Genomic DNA, 21,170 nt, shown 5'->3' with positions numbered 1-21,170 from the left:
CGTCGAGAGCGCGCAGGCCTCAGGAGGCCTTGCTGACTGCCACCATCGCCGGACGCACCAGGCGGCCATTGAGGGTGTAACCCTTCTGCATCACGTCGATGACGCTGTTCGGCTCCGCGTCCGGGGACGGCACCATGGCGACAGCCTGATGGTATTCCGGGTCGAAGGGCTCGCCGTGCGGATCCAGCTGCTCGACGCCTGACTTGTTCAGGGCATCCAGCTGCATTTTCAAGGTCATCTCGATGCCTTCGACGTGGGTCTTGGCCGCTTCGTCACCCGACATGGATTCCAGCGCCTTCTCGAGGGAATCCACCACCGGCAGCATTTCCTTGACGAACTTCTCCAGCGCGAACTTGCGCGCCTTCTCGGCGTCCTGCTCGGCACGACGGCGCGCGTTCTGCGCATCGGCAGCCGCGCGCAGCGCCTGGTCCTTGGCTTCCTTGACGGCCTGCTCAAGCTCTTCGACCTGGGCGGCCAGCATCTCGGCTTCCGGGTTGTCCACCAGAGAGCCTTCGCCGCCGGTATCGTCGGCATCCAGTACGTTGTCGATCACTTCACCTTCCGGCGTTTCCGGCTGCGGCTCGGCATCGCGAGCGGCACGCTGAAGCTCTTCATCCATCGGGGTCTGCGGGTCCTGAGCCATGCTGATCTCCTGCGGGCCGACGTCTGTGCGCCATTGCCCTGATTCGTGGCCTGCTGAGCCTGTCGCGAAGCATCACTCGCACTGGGCTGACAGACAGGCCATGAGTTGCCTTGAGAGGCAGCAAGGCCAGGCCATTGCTGCCGACTGAAAGTGTCAGTGCCTCTATATGGGGACAGCACATCGCTTCTCAAGCCTTGCCGCAGGCTTTTCTCCCCACTGAGCCCGGCATGGATTGAAGGCCACCCGAACGTGCTGTATAAAAAGCCATGCTCACTGTATAAACATACTGTATGGCGACACCGTAGCCCGCCCATCGAGTCCGGGTCCGCTGATGTTTCCCAGCACGGCGTACGTCAAAGCCCCCTCGGAGGTAGTCATGCTGCTGCAACTCGCCATCCAAGATTTTGCCATCGTCGAAACGCTGGAACTCGATTTCCGCCGCGGCATGACCGCCATCACCGGCGAGACCGGTGCCGGCAAGTCCATCCTGCTCGGCGCCCTCGGCCTGTGTCTGGGCGAGCGTGCCGATGCCGGCAGCGTGCGCCATGGCGCCGACCGCGCCGACCTCATCGCGCGTTTCGATATCAGTGAGCTTGGCGACGCCCGTCAGTGGCTGGATGAGCGCGAACTGGGCAGCGACGACTGCCTGCTGCGTCGCGTCATCACCGCCAGCGGCCGCTCAAAGGCCTGGATCAACGGTACGCCCTGCACCATCGCCGACCTTCGCGAGCTGGGCGAGCACCTGATCGACATCCACTCCCAGCACGCCCACCACTCCCTGCTCAAGGAAGAGACGCACCTGCGTCAGCTCGACGAATATGCGGGCTTGGAGACTCAGGCCGCCCAGCTGCGCGAGGACTTCCGTCACTGGCAGGAGGCGCATCGTCGTCTCAAGCGCATGAGCAATGATGGCGATGAAGTACGTGCGCGCCGCCAGCTGCTGCGCTATCAGGTCGAGGAACTCGATGAACTGGCGCTATGCGAAGGGGAACTGGAAGCCCTGGAGCAGGAGCAGGAAACGCTGGCCAATGCCGAGCAGATTCTGGCCGAGGCGCAGTCCGCCGCCGAGTGCTGTGATCACGACGAAGAAGGTGCACTGTCTCGCCTCAACCAGGCCCTGGCCCGCCTGGCGCATCTGCCGGGCAACGAGCACGGCTCACTGGCCAGTGCGCTGGGCATGCTCGAGGAAGCGCGCATCCAGATAGAGGAAGCCGCGCGTGAGCTGCACCGCTTCGTGGAAGTCACCGAACTCGACCCCGAGCGCCTCGCCTTCGTCGATGAGCGCCTGAGCCGCATCCATCAGATCGCGCGCAAGCATCATGTGATGCCGGACGAGCTGCATGGCCTTCATCAGCGCCTGCGCGAAGAACTCGATGGCCTGGGTGGCGATGAGGAGGCCATCGAAGCCTTGCGCGAAGAAGTGGCTCAGCGTCGCGAGGCCTGGAAGGGGCTGGCGAGTGAGGTGAGCGCCAGACGCGCCACTGCCGCCCCGCAACTGGCCAGCGACATCCAGGACCAGCTGGCCTTCCTCGGCATGGGCAAGGCCACCTTCGAGGTCGCCATCGAGGCGCGGGAGCGCCCGCAGCCCGAAGGCATGGAGCGTATCCACTTCCGCATCAGCGCCAACCCGGGCCAGCCGCCACGCGCGCTGGCCAAGGTCGCCTCAGGCGGCGAGCTCTCGCGTGTATCGCTGGCGATCCAGGTCGTGGCCGCCAGTCGCTCGACCATTCCCAGCCTGGTCTTCGATGAAGTCGATGTCGGCATCTCCGGCGCTACCGCCGAGATCGTCGGCCAGCTGCTGCGTCGACTGGGCGACAAGGGCCAGGTGCTGACCGTCACTCACCTGCCGCAGGTCGCCGCACAGGCGCATCAGCACCTGCATATAGAGAAGCAGGCCGAGAAGGACACGACCCGCACCCACATGGCGCTGCTGGATGACAGCGGCCGCGTGCGCGAGCTGGCACGCATGCTGGGCGGCATTCATCTCTCCGAACAGACCCTCGCCCATGCCCGCGAGATGCTTGGCGCTGCCGACAGCCGCCATTGAGCACTGTCGCCAAAGTCGCCGTTCATGCGCTGTCGTCGACGTCCATTCGTCCAATGACACTCCTCGGCAAGACGAACGCTGAAGTCATGGATTTAGGAAACATGAACGCCAGATACACGAACGGCCGCCCTCAGGGGCGGCCGTTCGTGTATCTGGCCGGAGAAGGCTCTCCGACCACGTCATCCCTGACGCAACCCGCGTCAGCTATCGCTCTTGTCGCCCTTGGGACGCACGTAGAGCACTAGCGCATGCTCGACCAGCTCATAGCCGTGCTCCTCGACGATCTCGCGCTGACGGCGCTCGATCTCGGGATCACAGAACTCTATGATCTCGCCGCTGTCCAGACATACCATGTGGTCATGGTGTTCTTCCTGGGACAGTTCGAAGACAGCGTGACCGCCATCGAAGTTGTGGCGCATCACCAGTCCCGCTGTTTCAAACTGGGTGAGCACACGATAAACCGTCGCCAGACCGACATCTTCGCCAGCCTCAAGCAACGCCTTGTACACGTCCTCGGCACTCAGGTGTCGATCCGTCGATTTCTCGAGGATCTGCAGGATCTTGACTCGCGGTAGGGTTACCTTGAGTCCCGCCTTGCGCAGTTCATGGTTCTGATCGGCCATGCTGGGGTACTCTTCGCAGTCGCTTGATGTATCAGGTATGATCGGCCAAGGCAAAACGATAGGGAATCTTCAGGGCAAATGCAAAACTTGATCAAAACAGTCGCCTTTTGCAGCGCCCTGTCGCTGCTCACCGGGTGCAGCTACTTCAGCGTCTACAAGCGCGACCTTCCTCAGGGCAACCTGATCAAGCCGGAAATGGTCGAGCAATTGAAGCCGGGCATGAGCCGCGAACAGGTCATCTACGTGATGGGCTCACCGCTGCTGACCGCCCCCTTCAGTGAGGATAGCTGGGACTACGTCTATCGCCTCAAGAAAGCGGATGGCGAAATCATCAACAAGCGTGTGACGTTGACCTTCGCAGGCGATTCACTCTCCAACATCGACAAGAGTGGCGACATCGACCAGGAAACCGTCATCGTGCCGGACCTGGACATCGACCCTCGCGCGGCACAGCCTAACCGTGCTGAATCCAAGGCAGGCGCAGCCGACCTGCCTGAAGAGCGCTGATCACTGTCCTCTTCACTCAGTGACAAGCCGGAAAAACAGCGGGGCACCTCTCAAGGTGCCCCGCTGTTTTTGATTCTCGCCGGCAGCTCGTCTTACTGGCCGGCGCGAGCGGCCTTGTCGGCGCGCCGTTTGCGCGCAAGCTTGGGGTCGGTGATCAAGGCGCGATAGACCTCGACCCGATCCCCGGCGTCCAGCACATGCTCATCGGGCTTGCGCAGCGCCTTGCCGAAGATGCCCAGGTCCGCCTCGAGAAACACTTCGGCGGCAATCGTCGGAAAGTGCTGCTCCAGACGTGCCATGCGCACGGCCTCGCGCGCCGTGGTGCCGGGGGCGACCGCCAGCGAGACGATCTTCTGCTTGTCGGGAAGCGCGTAGGCCACCTCGACCGTGATTCTGTCTGTCATGTCTGCTCCTTTGCTCTCGCCACCTTCTATATACCACCTGTGCGATATATCACCTGCGCGGCGTTTCACCCTGGCCAACGGCCAAGGGTCAGCGCTGAGTGTAGATCTGGTCAGCGCGGCGCGTGAAGGCCTCGACCATCTGAGCGGCGACCTGGCTGAACAGCTTGCCGAACGCCATGCCCAGCAGACGATTGCTGAACTCGAAGTCCATCTCGAGCGAGACCTTGCAGGCATCTTCGCCCAATGGCGTGAACAGCCAGGTCCCCTGCAGACGCTTGAAGGGGCCATCGACCAGATTCAGCTCTATCCGCTCGGGGGCATACAGGTCATTGCGCGTGACGAAGCTCTGCTGCATGCCTGCCTTGGACAGGGTGAGCCTGCCCTTGAGATGGTCCTCATCACGTTCCAGCAATTCCGCGTTGCTGCAGCCGGACAGGAATTCGGGATAACGCTCGAAATCATTGACCAGATCGAACATTGCCCGGGCCGAATGCCGCACCAGGGCAGACCGGTTGACCGTAGGCATCTAGCTCTCCGCTGACTTGGATACGCAGCATGCGTATCATGAACAATGGGCCGGCGCACGAAGTGCCGTCTGGCCTTGAATGGTAACACGCCTCCCCCCATCCAGAAGGATGTGCCATATCCACACTGGATGACGGCAGGCGCACACGACAAATGAGGCAACATGGGCAAGAAAAAGAAACCCGAACAGGGCGGCAATCTGATCGCCCAGAACAAGAAGGCACGCCACGAGTACCACATCGAGGAAACCTTCGAAGCGGGTCTGGTACTGGCAGGCTGGGAAGTGAAGGCGCTGCGCGCAGGCAAGGGCCAGCTGACCGATACCTATATCGTGATCAAGAATGCCGAAGCCTGGCTGCTGGGCTGCCACATCCATCCGCTGGAAACCGCCAATACCCACGCGGTGGCGGACCCGCAGCGCACGCGCAAGCTGCTATTGCACAAGAAGCAGATTGCACGCATCTTCTCGCGCACCCAGGACAAGGGCCACACCTGTGTGCCGATCAAGCTGTACTGGAAGAATGCGATCGTGAAGTGCGAGATCGCGCTGGTGGAAGGCAAGAAGCTGCACGACAAGCGCGCCACCGAGAAGGACCGCGACTGGAACCGTCAGAAAGCCCGTATCCTGCGCGACCGCTGAGGGCAGCGTGAGGGAGCTCACGCCAGCAAGCTACTGTCAGGCCAGAAATTTTCCTGAACGCTTGAACTGGCGTAGCACAGTCCCCACCTGCTATGATGAAGACGTAGCAACGCAGTAAAGTGGTAACACTGTTATGGGGGCGTTCTGGCATTCGACGCTGGTGGCAAACCCTGAGGTGCATGCCGAGATCGTAACGTATCTCGTAAATAAAACGTTGCAAATATATAGTCGCAAACGACGACAACTACGCTCTAGCTGCATAAGCTGCTCCTGAAACCGTTGCGCCTGTTCAAGGTGGATGGAGAACGAGCCCGTATAAACAGGATCGTCTTGGCCGACGTCTCTAAGGTCGAGATTAAAACTCAGAGAATCGCATCACTGTAGCCTGTTCATTGGCGGCAGGGGTGTTAAATCAAAAAATGAAACTAAGCATGTAGAGCCGAAGGCGGAGTGCCGGCGGACACGGGTTCGACTCCCGTCGCCTCCACCATATCCGTGACAGAAAGGCCTCCCTTCGGGGAGGCCTTTCTGTTTGTGGGCGATCAGTTCTGGCTGGGGCTTTCCTGTCAGAGGCAGAGCGCTCTCTCAAGTCGCCCTATCAAGCCCCCTCTCAAGTCACCCTCCCAGACTTTCCCAAGCCCCTCTTTCAGGCCCGCGCAAGGCCCGGCAGCGGCTACACAGGCGCCACAGCGCCCGTCATGGCCATTGCCCCGACCTCAGGTCGCGCTGCCGCTCAGGCGCTCGCTGGTGCGGCGTACGCCAATCAGCAGCGGCGTGCCGGTGTCGGGATCGGGGATCAGGCGACACTCGACCCCATAGAGCTTGCGCACCAGCTCCGGCGTCACCACCTCGGCGGGCGCGCCCTCAGCGATCACGCGGCCTGCGTGCATGGCCACGATGTGGTCGGCGTAACGGCAGGCGCTGGCCAGATCATGCACCACCATCACGATGGTCTTGCCCTCTTCATGGGCCAGACGCTGGATCAGCTCGAAGACTTCGATCTGGTGACCGAGATCCAGCGCCGAGGTCGGCTCATCCAGCAGCAGCAAGGGTGTCTGCTGCGCCAGTGCCATGGCGATCCAGGCGCGCTGACGCTGCCCACCGGACATCGAGGCCAGCTCACGGTCCGCCAGGTTTTCGATATCGGCGGCAGCCATTGCCTCGGCCACCAGACGCTGATCCTCCTCTGACCACTGACTCAGCGCACCCTGATAGGGCTGGCGACCGAAACGCACCAGCTCATGCACCGTCACCCCCTCGGGCGAATGCGTCTCCTGGGGCAGCAGCGCGATGCGCTGGGCCACTTCGCGCCGCTTGTAGGCGTGAATGTCCTTGCCTTCCAGCAGCACCGCGCCTGATTCAGGCAACTGAAGGCGAGCCAGCCCTGCCAGCAGTGTTGACTTGCCACAGCCATTGGGCCCGACGATCGCCGTCACCTTGCCGTCGGGCAGCCCCAGGGTCAGCGCATCGATCACGGTGACATGGCGCTGGCGCGCGCCGTAGCCCAGCGACAGCTCGTTCGCTCGCAGGGTGTCGGTGGTAGCCGCGGCGTGGCGATCGGCCGGGGAATTCATCGCTCGCGGATCAAGCATCGTCTCAGCGCTCATGGCGCACTCTCCTGAAACATCATCGGCCGCTGGAACATCATCAGCCGCTGAAACATGTCGTGCGACGCTGAGTGGCAAGGACTGGCCCTGGGCCGCTCAGCAGGAAAATAGGGGCAACGGCTAGCGCGGGCTGCGCAGCAGTATCCACAGCAGATAAGGACTGCCGACCACGGCCATCACGATACCTACCGGGATTTCCAGTGGCGACAGCAGGGTGCGACCGGCGAGGTCGGCCAGCACCATCACCAGCGCGCCGGCCAGCGCCGAGGCCAGCAGCGGCACGCCCTTGTGACGCGACAGGTAGCGTGCGATCTCGGGGCCCACCAGCGCCACCATGCCTACCGGCCCGGCCACCGCGACGGCCGCCGCCGTCAGCACGACCGACAGCCACAGCGTGATCAGGCGAACACGCGACACCGGCTGTCCCAGCCCGATCGCCACGCGGTCGGTGAAGCGCAGCGTATTCAGCCCGCGCCCCAGCCAGAGCGCGATCGGCACGCCGATCAGCAGGGCCAGCCCCAGCCAGGTGAGCGAATCGGCGTCACGTGCATTGAGGCTGCCGACCGTCCACGGGTAGGCGTTGTTGGCGACATCGATGGAGACTCTTGCCAGCATCAGCTGCGTCCCGGCACCGAACAGCGCCCCGACCCCGATACCGGCGACCAGGAAGCGATAACCGCGCGTGCCGATGCCGCCGGAGAGCCCGAAGGCCAGCGCAGTGGCGATCACGGCACCGCTCAGCGCCATCACCGGGGGCGCCAGCGAGATCCCCATCCCGACCACGGAGGCCACCGCGAAGGCGGTCGCGCCATTGTCGATACCGATGATGCCCGGCGTCGCCAGACGGTTGCCGGCCAGGGTCTGCATCAGGCAGCCCGCCAGCGAGAAGGCAGCGCCCGTGGCGATACCGGCCAGCAGGCGCGGCAGTCGCAATTCCTGCACCACGAAGACGGTAGCGAACTCGCCGTGCCCGAAGACCGCCTTGAAGGCATCCCAAGGCCCAAGGCCGGCACTGCCCAGCATCAGCGAGGCAACACTGGCCATCAGCAGCGCCAACAGCAGCATTCCGGCCGCCAGCAACGGCGCACGCAACAGCAGCAGGGACAGCCTGCCATGGCGCCACCAGAGCGTGCCGGTAGGGGTCGAGCGAAGGGGATCAAGCGGTGAAGGTCTAGACATCATCGATTCCAAACAAGGCCCTGTCAGGACAACGCCTGACAGGGCCGGTCGATTCAAGCAATGAGGCGATGGCGCCGGCATGCGCGCCAGCCTGGCCTCCATCATCGTTCGCGCCGCAGGCGCCAGAGGCACCCGTCGCTACAGGGTGGGCAGACGACGGGCACGCACCACGGCGATCAGCACGGGGGCGCCCATCAGGGTCGTCAGTACCCCCAGCGGCAGTTCCGAAGGCGGCACGACCAGCCGCGAGACCACATCGGCGCTCAGCAGCATGGTCACCCCCAGCGGCAGGCACAGCCACAGCGTACGCCGGACATCGGCGCCGCACAGCGCACGCGCCACATAGGGCACGGCGAGGCCGACGAAGGCTACCGGCCCGGCCAGTGCCGTCGCGGCACCGACCAGCAGCGCCACCACCAGGATCGCGACCTTGCGCACGCGCTTGGGATGATGGCCCAGGCCACTGGCGACCTGCTCACCCAGCACCATAGCGGAGAGCGGCCGCGCCAGCCACAGCGTCAACAGCAGCGCGATCAGGATACTGGGCAGGCTGCTGTAAAGCGCCTCCAGCGAGCGTCCGGCCAGACTGCCGATCACCCAGAAGCGGATCTCATCGGCCGCGCGCTGATCGATCAGCAAGGCCAGAGACGTCAGCGCCACCAGCAGGCTCGACAACGCCGCGCCGGCCAGCACCAGTCGTACCGGGTCCTGACGTGCGCCGCTCATTCTCACGGTGCTCATCACGAACAGACACCCCATCAGCGCACCACTCTGCGCCACCATCACGTGCATGCCGGCCGCTTCCATCCCCAGCAGCAACGCCACGGCCACGGCAAAGGAGGCCCCGGCACTCACGCCCAGCAAGCCCGGCTCCGCCAGCGGGTTGCGTGCTACCACCTGCATCAGGGCGCCGCCACAGGCGAGCATCATGCCGACCACCATGCCGATCAGGGTACGCGGCGCGCGCAGTTCGAGCACCACGAAGCGCGCCTGATCACTGCCCTGTCCGGCCAGCACCTGCAGCGCCTGCCAGGGGCCGATATCGCCAGCCCCCCACAGCAGGCTGGCCAGACAGGTCAGCAGGGCACTCAGGCAGGCCAGCGGCATCACCTGACGCAACGCAAGACGCCCGGAGACCTTGTAGGTCATCCGGGCGGCATGTGCGCGTGGCCTACGGGCCTGTGGAGAGGTCTCTTCAGCCTGCATACCCCCTCCCGCGTCGCGATTGCGGGTGGTCCCCTGCCTGCGCAGGGGTCAAACGTCGTGCACCGACATGACTGCGACTAGCCATCATCGCGCGCCCGGTCGATATCCTTCAGCAACGCTTCCGCGGCCAACGGGCCGCTGGCGCTGGTCCACAGCTGGCCATTCACGCCGACCAGGCTGTCGCGGTCCGCTGTCTCGAGGCGCTGGAAGGCCGGTTGTGCCGCCAGGGCGTCGACCGCGGCATCAGAGGAGTCGTCCAGGGTGGCGAGGAAGATGGTCTGCGCATCGATGCGTGCCATGTTCTCGTCACTGAGCGGATCGGAATGCGGACGACCCGGCTTGACCAGATCACCGCCGACCAGCTCATAGCCGCTGGCCGCCATCAGGCCGGTCGCGAACAGCTGATCGGACATCGCCATCAGGCCACCCGGCATGCGACGCACCAGACTGGCGGTTTCCGGGGTGGCCATCTCGGCCTTCAGACGCGCGGTGTGCGCGTCGATGGCGGCCAGACGTGTCTCGAGTTCCGCTTCGGCCGTCTCGCCCAGCGCCTCGGCATAGACGCGACTCTGCTCCTTCCAGCCCTGCTGGCTCAGCGCCGAAGCGCTCGGCACGATGGTCGGCGCCAGACGCGACATCAGCTGGTACTGGGTCTTGTCGAGGCCCGGCGGTGCCAGGATCAGGTCCGGCTTGAGCGCCACGATCGCCTCGAGATTGAATTCACGCGGCGTGCCGACGATCTTGATGTCCGGCACCTGCGGCTGGATATAGCTCGCCACGCCATCACCGCCGCGAGTGGTCACGGCGCCCAGCGGCGTCACCTGACTGGCGACGGCCACATCCAGCGCGCCTTCGTACAGGGTGACGACACGCTGCGGCGTGCCCTCGATATCCAGCTCACCGTAGGCCGTCTCGACACTGCGTGCCTCGGCAGACAGGGAAGCCCCCATCAGCGCTACCGCCAAGGTCGCCATCAGGCTCTGTTTGAACCATGCAGGCCGGGTCATGCCACGAGCAGTAACAGCAGTCGACGAGACGGTCATGCAGTACTCCGAAATGAAGAAAAGGATCTCGCACTCAAGCGAAGGCAGACGTGACCCTGCGCAGGACGATACCGCAAGGCCCTCTGTGCGCATGACGATCACACTTGAACGACGAATAATAATCAATCGCAACAATACCGGCTCGCCCTGCGACTCACCACACCAGTTCATGCAACGCGACATTGCAATATCCTGCATGGCAGCAGGTCACGCCTCTCCTCCGAGGAGTACCTGAAGACCTTGAAGGATGGCGGCGCCTGCCGCAGGCTGTGCGCAAGAATGTCTCTGGCGGAGTCCCCACAGGGGTTGGGATAGCACCAAGTGCCCCGATAACTGAGGGATGGACTCTCGCTCGGCGTAAGCGCAGGACGTGCGAGACGCCCCTTCAACATCTATCTGACAGATCCTCGCGTTATCGATGGGATGCTTGCGAGCCTCTGATGCACCTCCGGAGCCTGCTCTCACTCTTGCCCCGATGCCTCACACACTCACCGACATGGAGAAGCCATCTGTGGCGATTCCGACACCCCCGCACTCCCCTCCCGCCCTTGCTGCCTCGCGCCAACCGGACTCATGGCGACCTGCCTGGCTGATGTACGGCCTGATGATGCTGTTGATGGTGCTGAGCCTCGGATTCAGCAGCCTGTCCCTTGCCGCCCCGTCCGAAGACGGCAGCGGCGATGGCGCGACATCCTCCTATGAGAGCCTGGCCACGCTGCTGGAAGACCCCAGTCAGCGCGAGGCATTGATCGAAGGCCTGCGCCAGCTGGACAGCCAGGCAAGCGAGAAGGCCGTCGAGGTGGCGGGGGAAGACGTCACCCTGAGCGAGGATTCGCCATCGCTGTCCCGCCAGCTTGCCGAGGTCAGCCAGGATCTGGTCGCGGACCTTTCCACCACGCTGGACAGGGTGCTGGGCACGCTCAACGGCATCGGCAACGAGGATGCCAGCAAGATTGACTGGGAGCACTTCACGTCCGAAGCCGTCAGTCTGGGACTGGTGGTCATCTCGACCATCGGCCTGTTCCTGATCCTGCGCCGCCTGGCTCGCCCGCTGTTCGGCCGCGTCAGCCAATGGTCACTGGACGGCCAGCATCGCAGTCCGCTGCTGCGTACCATGATGGCGGTGATCATCGCGGCGGTCGTCGACGTTGCCGTGATCGGTCTCGCCTTCCTGGGCGGCTATCTTCTGGCCATCTTCGCCTACGGTGAACAGGGCGTGATCGGCCAGCGCGAATCGATGTTCCTCAATGCCTATCTGGTGATCGAGCTGTTCAAGGCCTTGATGCGCATGCTGTTCTCTTCAGGCTTCAAGGGCCTGCGCCTGTTCCCGATGCGCGATGAGGTCGCCCGTTACTGGAATCGCTCGCTGGCCATGCTGGCCGGATTCATCGGCTATGGCATTCTCGTCGTGGTGCCGATGGTCAACAACAATCTGGCACCGGCGGTGGGCAGCTTCGTCGGTCTGCTCGTCATGGGCGTCTCCCTTGTCTGGGCCATCGTCGTCATCACGCGCAACCGCATCATCCTGCGTGACCGTCTGCTGAATCAGGCCAAGGAAACCCGCAACAGCCTGGTCGCGATAGCGCTGCGCATCCTGGCCAGCACCTGGCACCTCTTCGCACTGGCCTACTTCATCACGCTGTTCGTGATCTCGCAGACCACGCCGGAAACCGCGCTGCCCTTCATGATGGGAGCGACCCTCAAGACCCTGTGCGCCATCGGTGGCGGCTATCTGCTGTCCCAGGTGCTCACCCAGCTGATCGGCAAGCGCATCCAGGTCTCCGACAAGCTGCGTGGTCAGCTGCCGCTGCTCGAGAAGCGCCTCAACTCCTACATCCCCACCGCGTTGCGCATCATGCGCGCCATCATCCTGATCGTGGTGGTCGGCATGGTGCTGAATGCCTGGCACATCGTGGCGCTGGGCGAGTGGCTGGCGACGGATGCCGGCGCCCTGTTGCTGTCACGCATCTTCCATGTACTGTTCATCCTTGTCTTCGCCATCGCCCTCTGGGTCGGCATCGCCAGCCTGATCGAGCACAAGCTCAATCCGGACACCGGCAAGGGCAAGCCGTCCTCGCGGGTGGAGACCCTGCTGGCGCTGTTCCGCAATGCCATCGCCATCGCGATGATCGTCTTCACCGCGATGATCGTGCTGTCCGAGATCGGCATCGACATCGCGCCGCTGCTGGCCGGTGCCGGGGTACTGGGTCTGGCGATCGGCTTCGGCGCCCAGAAGATGGTGCAGGACATCATCACCGGGGTCTTCATCCAGCTCGAGAATGCCATCAATACCGGTGACGTGGTCACCGCCGGTGGCGTGACCGGCACCGCGGAACGCCTGACCATCCGCTCGGTGGGCATCCGCGACCTGTCCGGCACCTTCCATATCGTGCCCTTCTCGTCGGTGGATACCGTCTCCAACTACATGCGTGACTTCGCCTACCATGTCGGCGAATACGGCATCTCCTATCGCGAGAATGTCGACCACGCCATCGTGCACCTGCGTGCGGCCTTCGATGAGCTAGAGGCAAGCAGCTATGGTCCGGAGATCCTCGAGCCGGTCACCATCGCGGGTGTCTCGGCCCTCGCCGACAGCTCGGTCAACATCCGCGTGATGATCAAGACCAGCCCGGGCAACCAGTGGGCCATCGGCCGCGAGTACAACAAGCTCGTGAAGCAGCACTTCGATGCCGCTGGCATCGAGATCCCGTTCCCGCACATGACCATGTACTTCGGTCAGGACAAGGACGGTGGTGCGCCGCCGGCCAACGTGCGCACCATGCAGGCGCCTTTCGTGATCGATGGCTCGGCCGCCGGCCAACCCAAGACCCCCGAGCAGCGCGAGGCAGCCGCCAAGGTTGCCAAGCGTCGCGAGGAGAATCCGCTGACGCGTCATGCCACCGAAGACGGCGAAGTCGTGGATGCCGAGGAACAGCGCATCCGTCAGACGACCCAACCGGATGCCGACGGCGACTGATCAAGCGCCTGCACTATCCCGACGCGGCTATCCCGACACGGCTGCCTGCGCAGGCAGCCGTCCTGAAACGACAACGCCCCCGAGCCAGTGGCTCGGGGGCGTTTTCATGTGCGGGCTTATACGCTGCCTCACACCTCATGCAAGGGGCTGACTCAGGAGCCGGTGCCCCACATGCTGGACAGCGAGCTCAGCAGCGTCGAGCTGACGCCTTCGCCGCCCATGTAGCTGAGCAGCACCGGCGCGAACTGGGAGACCATGCTGCTGTCCATGCCCAGCGCGGAGAAGGCGCTGTCCAGAGACGCGCTGTCATCGACATTGCCGACGGTGCTGGCCAGTGCCGTGGCATTGTCGTTGCCGCTCAGGCTCGCCAGGCTGGAGAGCGTGGACAGCGAGCTGCTGCTGGTCAAGCTGGACAGCTGCGGCACCTCAGTGGACAGCTCGGAGGTCGCGCTGGTACCAAGCTGGGACTGGGCCAGAGCCAGCATGGCAGCAGAGCCACCCAGCGCCTGAGTGGAGGACACACCCAGCTGGGAGGTCAGGCTGGACATCAGGTCGGCCGCCGGCAGGGATTGGCCGGTCTGGCTGCTCAGCATGCTGCTGGCGAGGCTCATCATGGCGCTGGACGAGCTGGAAGAGCTGGCAGCGTTGCTGGAAGAGCTGTTACCGGTAGCGGCACAACCGGCCAGTGACACGGCCAGTACAGAGGCGCCCATCAGGGCCAGGGACTTATGCAACATGCAGACTCCATCATCGCTTGGGGAAACGGACCGGACCCGGCCCGTAGATGCGCCACATGCATGGGCGCATCCGACACGCAGAATCATCGCACGGAGGAAACGCTTCCAGCCAGCGCCACACGCTCACGCTCTGGCCGTGCAGGCCCGGACGCATCGTTGCCGGGTCAGCAACGAGAAATCCGGCGCCGTCCATGCCCACGCGAGCATGCACCCACCGACACTTTACAGCGACGTGCTGGAAGGGCGAAAACCTGGATCAGAATGTCCACAGCGCCCGTCATGCGGGCAAAAAGAAGGGCATCCCGTCACACGGCGTGTGAACCAGGATACCCCGGAGAGAAACCTGCATCACCGGCCGACAGCGCGGCCGGTGCAATTGGGCAATAGCTTTCATCAAACAAGGAAACATCGTGCAAGCCGCCGAGTGTCTTGTCCGCCAGCCTGCATGACGCCTGTCATGCCTTGGTTGGCACCAGACGGCCGCTCTTCAGACGTTGTCCTTGCTCGGCTGCGGCAGGGCCGGCAGTGAGCGATCCAGCAGCTCGACGCTCTGACGGTAGTAGAGCTGACTCTTGTTGTGCTCACCCAGGTTGGCGAACAGACGCGCGAGTTCAGCACACACCGTACCGCTCGGACGCTGGCGCTGGCTAGCCTCGAAGTACTCCTGAGCCTTGCCCCAGCTGGCGTTGCGCAGGGCCAGCCGGCCCAGCGACAGCAGCAGATCCGGATCATTCGGACGCTCCTGCAGCCACTTCTCGGCATACACCAGCTGACGCGGTGCATCCACGTCCAGCAGGCCGTAACGCAGCACCAGACGCGAATCCCAGCACTCCTTGAGGGAGTGACGCAGTAGACGCTCGGCCAGACCTTCCTGACCACCGGCGATCAGCGCCTCGGCGTAGAGCGCGACCAGATTCACGTCGGTGCGCAGGTGGTCCGGCATGTCGGCCCACAGGTTGCGCACGCGCTCGATGTCCTCCGGATTGCGCGCGGCCTGCTGGATCAGCGCCACATAGGCACGCTGTTCCAGCTCCTTCTTCTCCTCGGGGGAGATGAGGTCCTGCTTGTCGAGACGCGGCATCAGGCGACGCAGACCATCCCAGTCATTGACCGCCAGATAGGCCTGCTTGAGCAGCTTGAGCACCTGCGGGTGCTCGCCCAGCTGCTTGTCGAGACGCGTCAGGGTCGCCAGCGCCTGTTCATGCTGCTGGCGGTCCAGCATCAACTGTGCCTGCACCAGACCCACGGCACTCTCGGAACCCTGGGTGGACTCATGCGCCCGCTTGAGCAGTGTATCCGCCTGCTCGAAACGTCCCTGATAGTGCGCGGCCAGGGCGGCGGACAGGTAGTTGACCAACGGCGTGCTGGAATCTTCCGCCGAGTGGGTCAGCGACTTCTCGGCCCGCTTCCAACGGCCTTCGGCCAGCGCCACCAGCCCCCGTACGGTCTTGCGCGTGGCATTGCGGTGACGGGTACGGCTGTTCCACACCTTGAGACGGGAGAACGGATGCGCGAAGCGCGACAGCAGGCGCAGACCGAAGTGCAGCACCACGAAGCCCGCGAACAGCAGGATCAAGCCGAACCAGAAGGAAGTCTGGACCGAGGTATCGCCGACGCGAATCAGCCAGTAGCCCGGGAAGGCCTGCATCAGTTGCCCGAACAGGGCACCGATGGCCAGCCCGATGATGATCAGCAGTATCAGGACTCTCATGCGTTGCCACCCCCTTGCTGGGCGCGACGCTCGATCAGCTCACGCAGCTTGCTCAGAGAGGCGGAGATGTCAGGCAGCTCCGGACGGATGGTCTTGCTCTTGAGCTCTTCCAGCTTGGCGACGGCATTCTGCACGCCATCGGTCTTGGTGTCGTAGTAGCCATTGACCAGCGTGATGGCCTTGTCGATGGCGGCCTGATAGAGCTTCGGCTCTTCCTTGAGCAGCGCCAGCTGCGCCTGCTCCAGCACCAGACGCACGTTCTGACGCAGGTAGGATTCCTGCTCCGGCGTGATCAGGGCTTCGAGCGCCTCGTCATGACGACGCACCGTGACCAGATCCTTCAGCTCGTTGCCGAAACGGGCCAGCTGCTGCTGCCAACCGCCTGTCGGCGCTGCGTCATTCTCGACCTTGGCAGCGATCTCGGCCACGTCCTGCTTGAGCGGCAGACGCGCCAGCTGTTCCTGCTCGGCGAGCAGCGCCAGATAGATACCGCTACGATCGACGCGCGGCACGCTGTCCAAGCTGGCCAGCTCGGACTGGATGGCCTTGCGCACCGGCAGCAGCGCCGGGTTGTTGGCTGCCGCGATGCGCGCATCGGCGTTCTCGAGCAGCGCATCGGCACCGTTCACGTCACGCTCCAGCTGCAGGCGCTGGTTGGCGAGGCGCAGCAGGTACTCGGCTTCCGCATAGTGCCAGTCGCGCGCATCGGTCTGCTGGGACTTGCTGAGCTCCTCGAGCACCTTGTTGAGGGCCTGCTCGGTGTCCTGGCTCTCGCTGGACAGACGCTTGTCGAGATCACTGACCTGCGAGGCGCTCTTGTCGAGCTTGCCGGACAGGCTGGCGACCTGGCTCTCGACCTGGCCGACCTGCTGGGTCACGCGCTCGCTGACCTGCTTGTCGAGGCCCTGGGCATCCGGCAGTGCGTTGATGCGCTGCCAGCCGAACCACGCCAGTACCGCGACCACGATGGCCAGCAGGATGACGAGAATCAGCGCGATGCTGCCGGCCTTGCTCTTGCCGCCCTGCGGCTCGCTGGGCGGCGTACCTGCCACACCGGCACCTCCCGCGCCGACAGTCTTGCCGGACGGGGCGGCGGACTGGCTGGAAGAGGACTTGCCGCTGGACGTCTTGCCGCTGGAGGACTTGCTGGCACTCGGCTTGGCGGCAGAGGCCTCCCTGGCGGGTTCGCCGTGCTCCGCAAGCGGCGATTTTGCGCCGGAAGGCGTCGATGCGTTGTCGTCTGAAGTCTGGCTCACGGGCGTGGACTCACTGGCAGTGGAGGATGAGGATGAAGAGGAGGAGCCGCCCTGCCCCTTGCCACGCCCACGACGATTGCGCCCACCACGCGAGCGACGCTCGCGCGGGGCATCAGCCGTGTCGGATGACGAGGAAGAGGACGAACGGGAGGCCTCGGCGCCAGGGCGGCCAGAGGCGGTATCATCGGCGGAAACGCCGGGAGCGGAAGAGGCATCTGATGCGCGAGCGGCAGCATCCTTGTCGCCCGACTTGCCGGGCGTCATGCCGGCGGAGCCGTTATCTTCCTGATCGTGTTCTCGGTTGCTCATCTACGCTTGCCCTTTTCCGGATTCTTGGGAATCGATGGCCTCACGCGGACCAGGCGCAGTGGCGCCGGTCACAGCATGGCGAGTCGTGCTGACGGGGGCGCAGGCACGAAGAACAGCCTGCGTCAGGGCCCCGGGTGAAGCGTCCTCGGCGACCGTCACGCGCTCGAAACCGTGAGCGTGTGCCAGTGTAGCCAAACGGTGGCTCGACACGATTAGCGGTTGGTGCAAGGCCTGCGGCGTCACCGACGCCATCACCGTCTCGAGCAGTTCATTGCTGGTCACCACCATTGCATCATACGCGCCCGCCGCCAGACGGCCAGCCTGTTGCGGCGACAAGTCCAACGCAAGGCGCCGATAAAGCGCCAGACGCATGACCTGGGCGCCGCGCGCCACCAGTGTCTCTTCCAGCAGCGGACGCCCTCCTTCACCGGCCACCAGCAGCCAGCGCTGGCCATGAAGCGCTCGAAGAGACGGCAGTGACAGCAAGGCTTCGCTGGTGGTGCCGACCGGCGCGTCCTGCTGGGCATGCTGCCCGCGCGTGGCGCGTGGTGGAACACGTACCTGCACGCCCAGACGCGCGTGCAGAACGTCAGCCGTGGCTGCGCCAACGGCATAGAAGCGCACACCTTCGGGCAGCTGTGGCCACCACTCTTCCAGCCAGTCGGCCAGATACCCGGCGGCCTGAGGCGAGATCACGACCACGCCGCGATACAGATCGATATCGATGATCGCCTGGCGTTCGGCATGTGCCAGCGGCAAGGGCTCGAGTGACATCAACTTGAGGCATTCGACTTCACAGCCAGCCTCGCTCAGCATCGCATCGAGCACCGCCCCGCGCGAGCCCGGTCGCGTCGTCAACACCTCAAGACGCGACGCCTTTGCCATCGCTGACACCTCAGCCACGGGCGTCGCCGTAGACCGCCGCCAGAATCTCGCCGGCGCCCTGGGAGAGCAGATCTTCGGCGACGGCGACGCCCAGCGCTTCCGGCGCGTCGGACGGACCACGCGCTTCAGCGCGCAGGATGACCGTTCCGTCGGGGTTGCCGACCAGCGCACGCAGCCACAGCTGACTGCCGCCTTCCTCGAGCACGGCATAGCCGCCGATCGGCACCTGACAGCCACCTTCCAGATGCGTATTCATGGCGCGCTCGGCCAGCACGCAACGGCTGGAGTCTTCATGGGCCAGCGGCTCGAGCAGCGCAAGAATCTCCTCGTCCTGCAGGTTGCACTCGATGCCGAGCGCACCCTGGCCACAGGCCGGCAGGCAGGTCTCGGCGTCCATCTCGGCGGTGATGCGCGCCTCCAGCTCGAGGCGCTGCAGGCCGGAAGTGGCCAGGATGATGGCGTCGAACTCGCCGGCATCCAGCTTGCCGAGACGCGTCTGGACATTGCCGCGCAGGCTCAATACTTCCAGATCCGGGCGTGCCGCCTTGGCCTGCAGACCACGACGCAGGCTGGAGGTGCCCAGGCGCGCGCCCTGCGGCAGGGCATCGAAGTTGGCACAGGTGTTGGACACGAAGGCGTCGGTCGGGGCGTGACGCTCGAGAATCACCGCCAGTCCCAGCGACTCCGGGAAGTGCATCGGTACGTCCTTCATGGAGTGCACGGCGATATCGGCGCGACCGTCGAGCATCGCCTCTTCCAGCTCCTTCACGAACAGGCCCTTGCCGCCGATCTTGGCCAGCGGGGTATCGAGAATCTTGTCACCACGCGTCGACATCGGCACCAGCTCGACACTCAAGCCAGGATGCAGGGCCTCGAGTCGCGCCTTGACGTGTTCGGCCTGCCACAGGGCGAGCAGGCTCTTGCGGGTCGCGATACGCAGAATCTCACGGCGGGGCACGGCGTTCTCCTTGCTGGCGCGAAATCCACGCCATCTGATGCGAAGTGGTTGAGCGAACCTGACTGACGGACAGCGGCGCCCTCTGATGACACTTATCATAAAGCCAGTCACCTCAGGGGGAAAATCCATGGCACGCTTTCCTGCGATCCGCCGGACTGGCCGCGGCCCCTCGCCCATGCGCAGGAGTCTGGTACACTCCAAGGTCAACGATACCGGCTGCGCGACCGTGCACCGGACGCCGAACTCTGGACACGTCACCACAATTCGAGATCCCGATGAGCGAATCTACCAATCAGTCCTGGGGCGGCCGCTTCAGCGAGCCGACCGATGCCTTCGTGGCACGTTTCACCGCCTCCGTCGATTTTGACCAGCGCATGGCACAGCACGACATCCAGGGCTCCATCGCCCACGCCACCATGCTGGCCGGTGTCGGCGTGCTGAGCGAAGAAGAACGCGACGTCATCATCGCGGGACTGAAGGAAATCAGTGAAGAGATCGCGCGGGGCGAATTCGAGTGGTCCGTGGCGCTGGAAGACGTGCACATGAACATCGAGGCACGCCTGACCGCCAAGATCGGCATCACCGGCAAGAAGCTGCACACCGGCCGTTCACGCAACGACCAGGTCGCCACCGATATCCGCCTCTATCTGCGTGACGAGATCGACGCCATCGACGCCGAACTGACGCGTCTGCGCGAAGGCATGCTGGGACTGGCCGAGCAGGAAGCCGACACCATCATGCCGGGCTTCACTCACCTGCAGAGCGCCCAGCCGGTCACCTTCGGTCATCACCTGCTGGCTTGGCAGGAAATGGTCGCGCGCGACCAGGACCGCCTGCGTGACTGCCGCGTGCGCATGAACGTGCTGCCGCTGGGCGCCGCGGCGCTGGCCGGCACCACCTTCCCCATCGACCGTCATGTCACCAGCGAGCTGCTCGGCTTCGACCGCCCGACCGAGAACAGCCTCGATTCGGTCAGCGACCGTGACTTCGCCATCGAATTCACCAGCTTCGCCAGTCTGCTGATGATGCACCTGTCACGCATGAGCGAAGAGCTGGTGCTGTGGACCAGCGCCCAGTTCGACTTCATCGACCTGCCGGACCGCTTCTGCACCGGATCCTCCATCATGCCGCAGAAGAAGAACCCGGACGTGCCGGAGCTGGTGCGCGGCAAGACCGGCCGTGTCTATGGCCACCTGATGAGCCTTTTGACCCTGATGAAGTCCCAGCCGCTGGCGTACAACAAGGACAATCAGGAAGACAAGGAGCCGCTGTTCGATACCATCGATACCGTGCGCGGCAGCCTGCGTGCCTTCGCCGACATGATTCCGGCGATTCGCGCCAAGTCCGACAACATGTACGCCTCGGCCAGCAAGGGCTTCGCCACCGCGACCGACCTGGCGGATTACCTGGTGCGCAAGGGCGTCGCCTTCCGTGATGCCCACGAGATCGTCGGCAAGTCCGTCGCCTTTGGCATCGAACAGCAGCGCGACCTGTCCCAGATGACCCTGGCAGAGCTCCAGCAGTTCTCCGACACCATCGAGCAGGACGTCTTCGACGTGCTGACGCTGGAAGGCTCCGTCGCGGCGCGCAACCACATCGGTGGCACCGCGCCGAACCAGGTCCGCGCTGCCGTGCAGCGTGCGCGTGACGCCCTGGCCTCGCGCGCCTGATCAACCTCTTTCGGGCCTGGTTGCCACCCATGGCAACCAGGCCTGCATCGCTCTATCGCTTGCTGCCAGGAGGCCGCCCGATGCGTCATCTGATGAGCCAGTCCGCCCGTCATACCCTTCGTACCCTCGCGGCGCTGCTGCTGGGTGCTGGCCTGCTGGCCGGCTGCGGCCAGAAAGGCCCGCTCTATCTGCCGGCGGACGCCGATGCCGGCGGCCAGCGTGCCGAGGCCCCCGCCACGGCAC

Annotated in this window: 18 protein-coding genes, 1 other RNA gene and 1 pseudogene; 7 read left to right on the top strand and 13 right to left on the bottom strand. The window is 64.3% G+C overall.

Translation table 11 applies throughout. The features are described from left to right. Window positions 1-19 precede the first annotated feature (19 nt). Window positions 20-643: a nucleotide exchange factor GrpE gene (grpE, locus tag AC5WNJ_RS00645; RefSeq protein WP_253063291.1), complete on the bottom strand. Its 624-nt coding sequence runs from the start codon at window positions 641-643 to the stop codon at window positions 20-22. Window positions 644-1,019: 376 nt separating this feature from the next. Between grpE and recN the strand changes: the two genes are divergently transcribed. After that, the gene (recN, locus tag AC5WNJ_RS00640; protein ID WP_253063302.1) at window positions 1,020-2,690 is read left to right on the top strand and encodes a DNA repair protein RecN; all 1,671 of its coding nucleotides are present in this window, start codon (window positions 1,020-1,022) and stop codon (window positions 2,688-2,690) included. A 200-nt stretch (window positions 2,691-2,890) separates the two neighbouring features. Here recN and fur read toward each other — a convergent pair whose 3' ends face one another. Beyond that, a complete protein-coding gene (fur, locus tag AC5WNJ_RS00635; RefSeq protein ID WP_043333352.1) occupies window positions 2,891-3,313 on the bottom strand; it encodes a ferric iron uptake transcriptional regulator in 423 nt (140 codons plus the stop codon). A 78-nt stretch (window positions 3,314-3,391) separates the two neighbouring features. Between fur and AC5WNJ_RS00630 the strand changes: the two genes are divergently transcribed. Beyond that, window positions 3,392-3,820: an outer membrane protein assembly factor BamE gene (locus tag AC5WNJ_RS00630; protein ID WP_166019032.1), complete on the top strand. Its 429-nt coding sequence runs from the start codon at window positions 3,392-3,394 to the stop codon at window positions 3,818-3,820. 92 nt (window positions 3,821-3,912) lie between these two features. Here the strand turns inward: AC5WNJ_RS00630 and AC5WNJ_RS00625 are convergent, their stop codons facing one another. Then, the gene (locus AC5WNJ_RS00625) at window positions 3,913-4,224 is read right to left on the bottom strand and encodes an RnfH family protein (RefSeq protein ID WP_166019033.1); all 312 of its coding nucleotides are present in this window, start codon (window positions 4,222-4,224) and stop codon (window positions 3,913-3,915) included. Between the two features lie 88 nt (window positions 4,225-4,312). Then, a complete protein-coding gene (locus tag AC5WNJ_RS00620; RefSeq protein ID WP_043333347.1) occupies window positions 4,313-4,750 on the bottom strand; it encodes a type II toxin-antitoxin system RatA family toxin in 438 nt (145 codons plus the stop codon). A 162-nt stretch (window positions 4,751-4,912) separates the two neighbouring features. Between AC5WNJ_RS00620 and smpB the strand changes: the two genes are divergently transcribed. Continuing rightward, entirely contained in the window at window positions 4,913-5,389 is a 477-nt protein-coding gene (smpB, locus tag AC5WNJ_RS00615) for an SsrA-binding protein SmpB (protein ID WP_176675915.1), read from the top strand. Window positions 5,390-5,524: 135 nt separating this feature from the next. Next, window positions 5,525-5,879: a transfer-messenger RNA gene (gene ssrA, locus AC5WNJ_RS00610) on the top strand. 226 nt (window positions 5,880-6,105) lie between these two features. On the opposite strand, the gene AC5WNJ_RS00605 is transcribed toward ssrA, so the two are convergent. From AC5WNJ_RS00605 to AC5WNJ_RS00590, 4 genes are all read right to left on the bottom strand, one after another. Then, the gene (locus tag AC5WNJ_RS00605; protein WP_253063595.1) at window positions 6,106-6,963 is read right to left on the bottom strand and encodes an ABC transporter ATP-binding protein; all 858 of its coding nucleotides are present in this window, start codon (window positions 6,961-6,963) and stop codon (window positions 6,106-6,108) included. Between the two features lie 153 nt (window positions 6,964-7,116). Continuing rightward, entirely contained in the window at window positions 7,117-8,175 is a 1,059-nt protein-coding gene (locus AC5WNJ_RS00600; RefSeq protein WP_253063304.1) for a FecCD family ABC transporter permease, read from the bottom strand. A 138-nt stretch (window positions 8,176-8,313) separates the two neighbouring features. Beyond that, a complete protein-coding gene (locus AC5WNJ_RS00595) occupies window positions 8,314-9,282 on the bottom strand; it encodes a FecCD family ABC transporter permease (RefSeq protein WP_253063597.1) in 969 nt (322 codons plus the stop codon). A 176-nt stretch (window positions 9,283-9,458) separates the two neighbouring features. Then, window positions 9,459-10,424 carry an ABC transporter substrate-binding protein gene (locus AC5WNJ_RS00590; protein ID WP_253063306.1) on the bottom strand — a complete coding sequence of 322 codons (966 nt, stop codon included), beginning with the start codon at window positions 10,422-10,424 and terminating at the stop codon, window positions 9,459-9,461. Window positions 10,425-10,935: 511 nt separating this feature from the next. Between AC5WNJ_RS00590 and AC5WNJ_RS00585 the strand changes: the two genes are divergently transcribed. Continuing rightward, entirely contained in the window at window positions 10,936-13,401 is a 2,466-nt protein-coding gene (locus AC5WNJ_RS00585) for a mechanosensitive ion channel domain-containing protein (protein ID WP_253063308.1), read from the top strand. A 152-nt stretch (window positions 13,402-13,553) separates the two neighbouring features. Here AC5WNJ_RS00585 and AC5WNJ_RS00580 read toward each other — a convergent pair whose 3' ends face one another. The 5 genes from AC5WNJ_RS00580 to hemC all read right to left on the bottom strand — a co-directional run bounded on the left by AC5WNJ_RS00580 (window position 13,554) and on the right by hemC (window position 19,257). Then, on the bottom strand, window positions 13,554-14,138 hold the full coding sequence (locus AC5WNJ_RS00580; RefSeq protein WP_253063310.1) for a DUF2780 domain-containing protein: 585 nt from the start codon (window positions 14,136-14,138) through the stop codon (window positions 13,554-13,556). Window positions 14,139-14,625: 487 nt separating this feature from the next. Then, window positions 14,626-15,849 carry a heme biosynthesis HemY N-terminal domain-containing protein gene (locus AC5WNJ_RS00575; protein WP_175089024.1) on the bottom strand — a complete coding sequence of 408 codons (1,224 nt, stop codon included), beginning with the start codon at window positions 15,847-15,849 and terminating at the stop codon, window positions 14,626-14,628. Next, window positions 15,846-17,414 carry a uroporphyrinogen-III C-methyltransferase gene (locus tag AC5WNJ_RS00570; protein WP_253063312.1) on the bottom strand — a complete coding sequence of 523 codons (1,569 nt, stop codon included), beginning with the start codon at window positions 17,412-17,414 and terminating at the stop codon, window positions 15,846-15,848. The genes AC5WNJ_RS00575 and AC5WNJ_RS00570 overlap by 4 nt, the downstream gene beginning before the upstream one ends. After that, window positions 17,415-18,299 (bottom strand): uroporphyrinogen-III synthase, encoded by an 885-nt coding sequence (locus AC5WNJ_RS00565; RefSeq protein WP_253063323.1) that lies wholly within the window; start codon window positions 18,297-18,299, stop codon window positions 17,415-17,417. Window positions 18,300-18,309: 10 nt separating this feature from the next. Next, window positions 18,310-19,257: a hydroxymethylbilane synthase gene (gene hemC, locus AC5WNJ_RS00560; RefSeq protein WP_253063325.1), complete on the bottom strand. Its 948-nt coding sequence runs from the start codon at window positions 19,255-19,257 to the stop codon at window positions 18,310-18,312. A 275-nt stretch (window positions 19,258-19,532) separates the two neighbouring features. On the opposite strand from hemC, the gene argH reads away from it, so the two are divergent. Beyond that, complete coding sequence (argH, locus tag AC5WNJ_RS00555) at window positions 19,533-20,927, top strand: argininosuccinate lyase (protein ID WP_253063327.1); 1,395 nt, start codon at window positions 19,533-19,535, stop codon at window positions 20,925-20,927. A 92-nt stretch (window positions 20,928-21,019) separates the two neighbouring features. Continuing rightward, window positions 21,020-21,154: pseudogene (gene lptM / locus AC5WNJ_RS00550) on the top strand (LPS translocon maturation chaperone LptM); the annotation flags it as partial. Window positions 21,155-21,170: the final 16 nt, after the last annotated feature.

It is taken from the genome of Cobetia sp. PDI-23MA, from assembly GCF_059507735.1.
Note: the sequence above shows the minus strand (reverse complement) of the source record. Positions and strands in the feature narration are given on the sequence as shown.

Coding starts and splice junctions, on each gene's coding strand:
- AC5WNJ_RS00605 (WP_253063595.1), bottom strand. CDS start 6,963: ATGAATTCCCCGGCCGATCGCCACGCCGCGGCTACCACCGACACCCTG.
- AC5WNJ_RS00630 (WP_166019032.1), top strand. CDS start 3,392: ATGCAAAACTTGATCAAAACAGTCGCCTTTTGCAGCGCCCTGTCGCTG.
- argH (WP_253063327.1), top strand. CDS start 19,533: ATGAGCGAATCTACCAATCAGTCCTGGGGCGGCCGCTTCAGCGAGCCG.
- recN (WP_253063302.1), top strand. CDS start 1,020: ATGCTGCTGCAACTCGCCATCCAAGATTTTGCCATCGTCGAAACGCTG.
- AC5WNJ_RS00575 (WP_175089024.1), bottom strand. CDS start 15,849: ATGAGAGTCCTGATACTGCTGATCATCATCGGGCTGGCCATCGGTGCC.
- AC5WNJ_RS00600 (WP_253063304.1), bottom strand. CDS start 8,175: ATGTCTAGACCTTCACCGCTTGATCCCCTTCGCTCGACCCCTACCGGC.
- AC5WNJ_RS00580 (WP_253063310.1), bottom strand. CDS start 14,138: ATGTTGCATAAGTCCCTGGCCCTGATGGGCGCCTCTGTACTGGCCGTG.
- grpE (WP_253063291.1), bottom strand. CDS start 643: ATGGCTCAGGACCCGCAGACCCCGATGGATGAAGAGCTTCAGCGTGCC.
- AC5WNJ_RS00565 (WP_253063323.1), bottom strand. CDS start 18,299: ATGGCAAAGGCGTCGCGTCTTGAGGTGTTGACGACGCGACCGGGCTCG.
- smpB (WP_176675915.1), top strand. CDS start 4,913: ATGGGCAAGAAAAAGAAACCCGAACAGGGCGGCAATCTGATCGCCCAG.
- AC5WNJ_RS00620 (WP_043333347.1), bottom strand. CDS start 4,750: ATGCCTACGGTCAACCGGTCTGCCCTGGTGCGGCATTCGGCCCGGGCA.
- AC5WNJ_RS00590 (WP_253063306.1), bottom strand. CDS start 10,424: ATGACCGTCTCGTCGACTGCTGTTACTGCTCGTGGCATGACCCGGCCT.
- AC5WNJ_RS00570 (WP_253063312.1), bottom strand. CDS start 17,414: ATGAGCAACCGAGAACACGATCAGGAAGATAACGGCTCCGCCGGCATG.
- fur (WP_043333352.1), bottom strand. CDS start 3,313: ATGGCCGATCAGAACCATGAACTGCGCAAGGCGGGACTCAAGGTAACC.
- AC5WNJ_RS00595 (WP_253063597.1), bottom strand. CDS start 9,282: ATGCCGCTGGCCTGCCTGAGTGCCCTGCTGACCTGTCTGGCCAGCCTG.
- AC5WNJ_RS00625 (WP_166019033.1), bottom strand. CDS start 4,224: ATGACAGACAGAATCACGGTCGAGGTGGCCTACGCGCTTCCCGACAAG.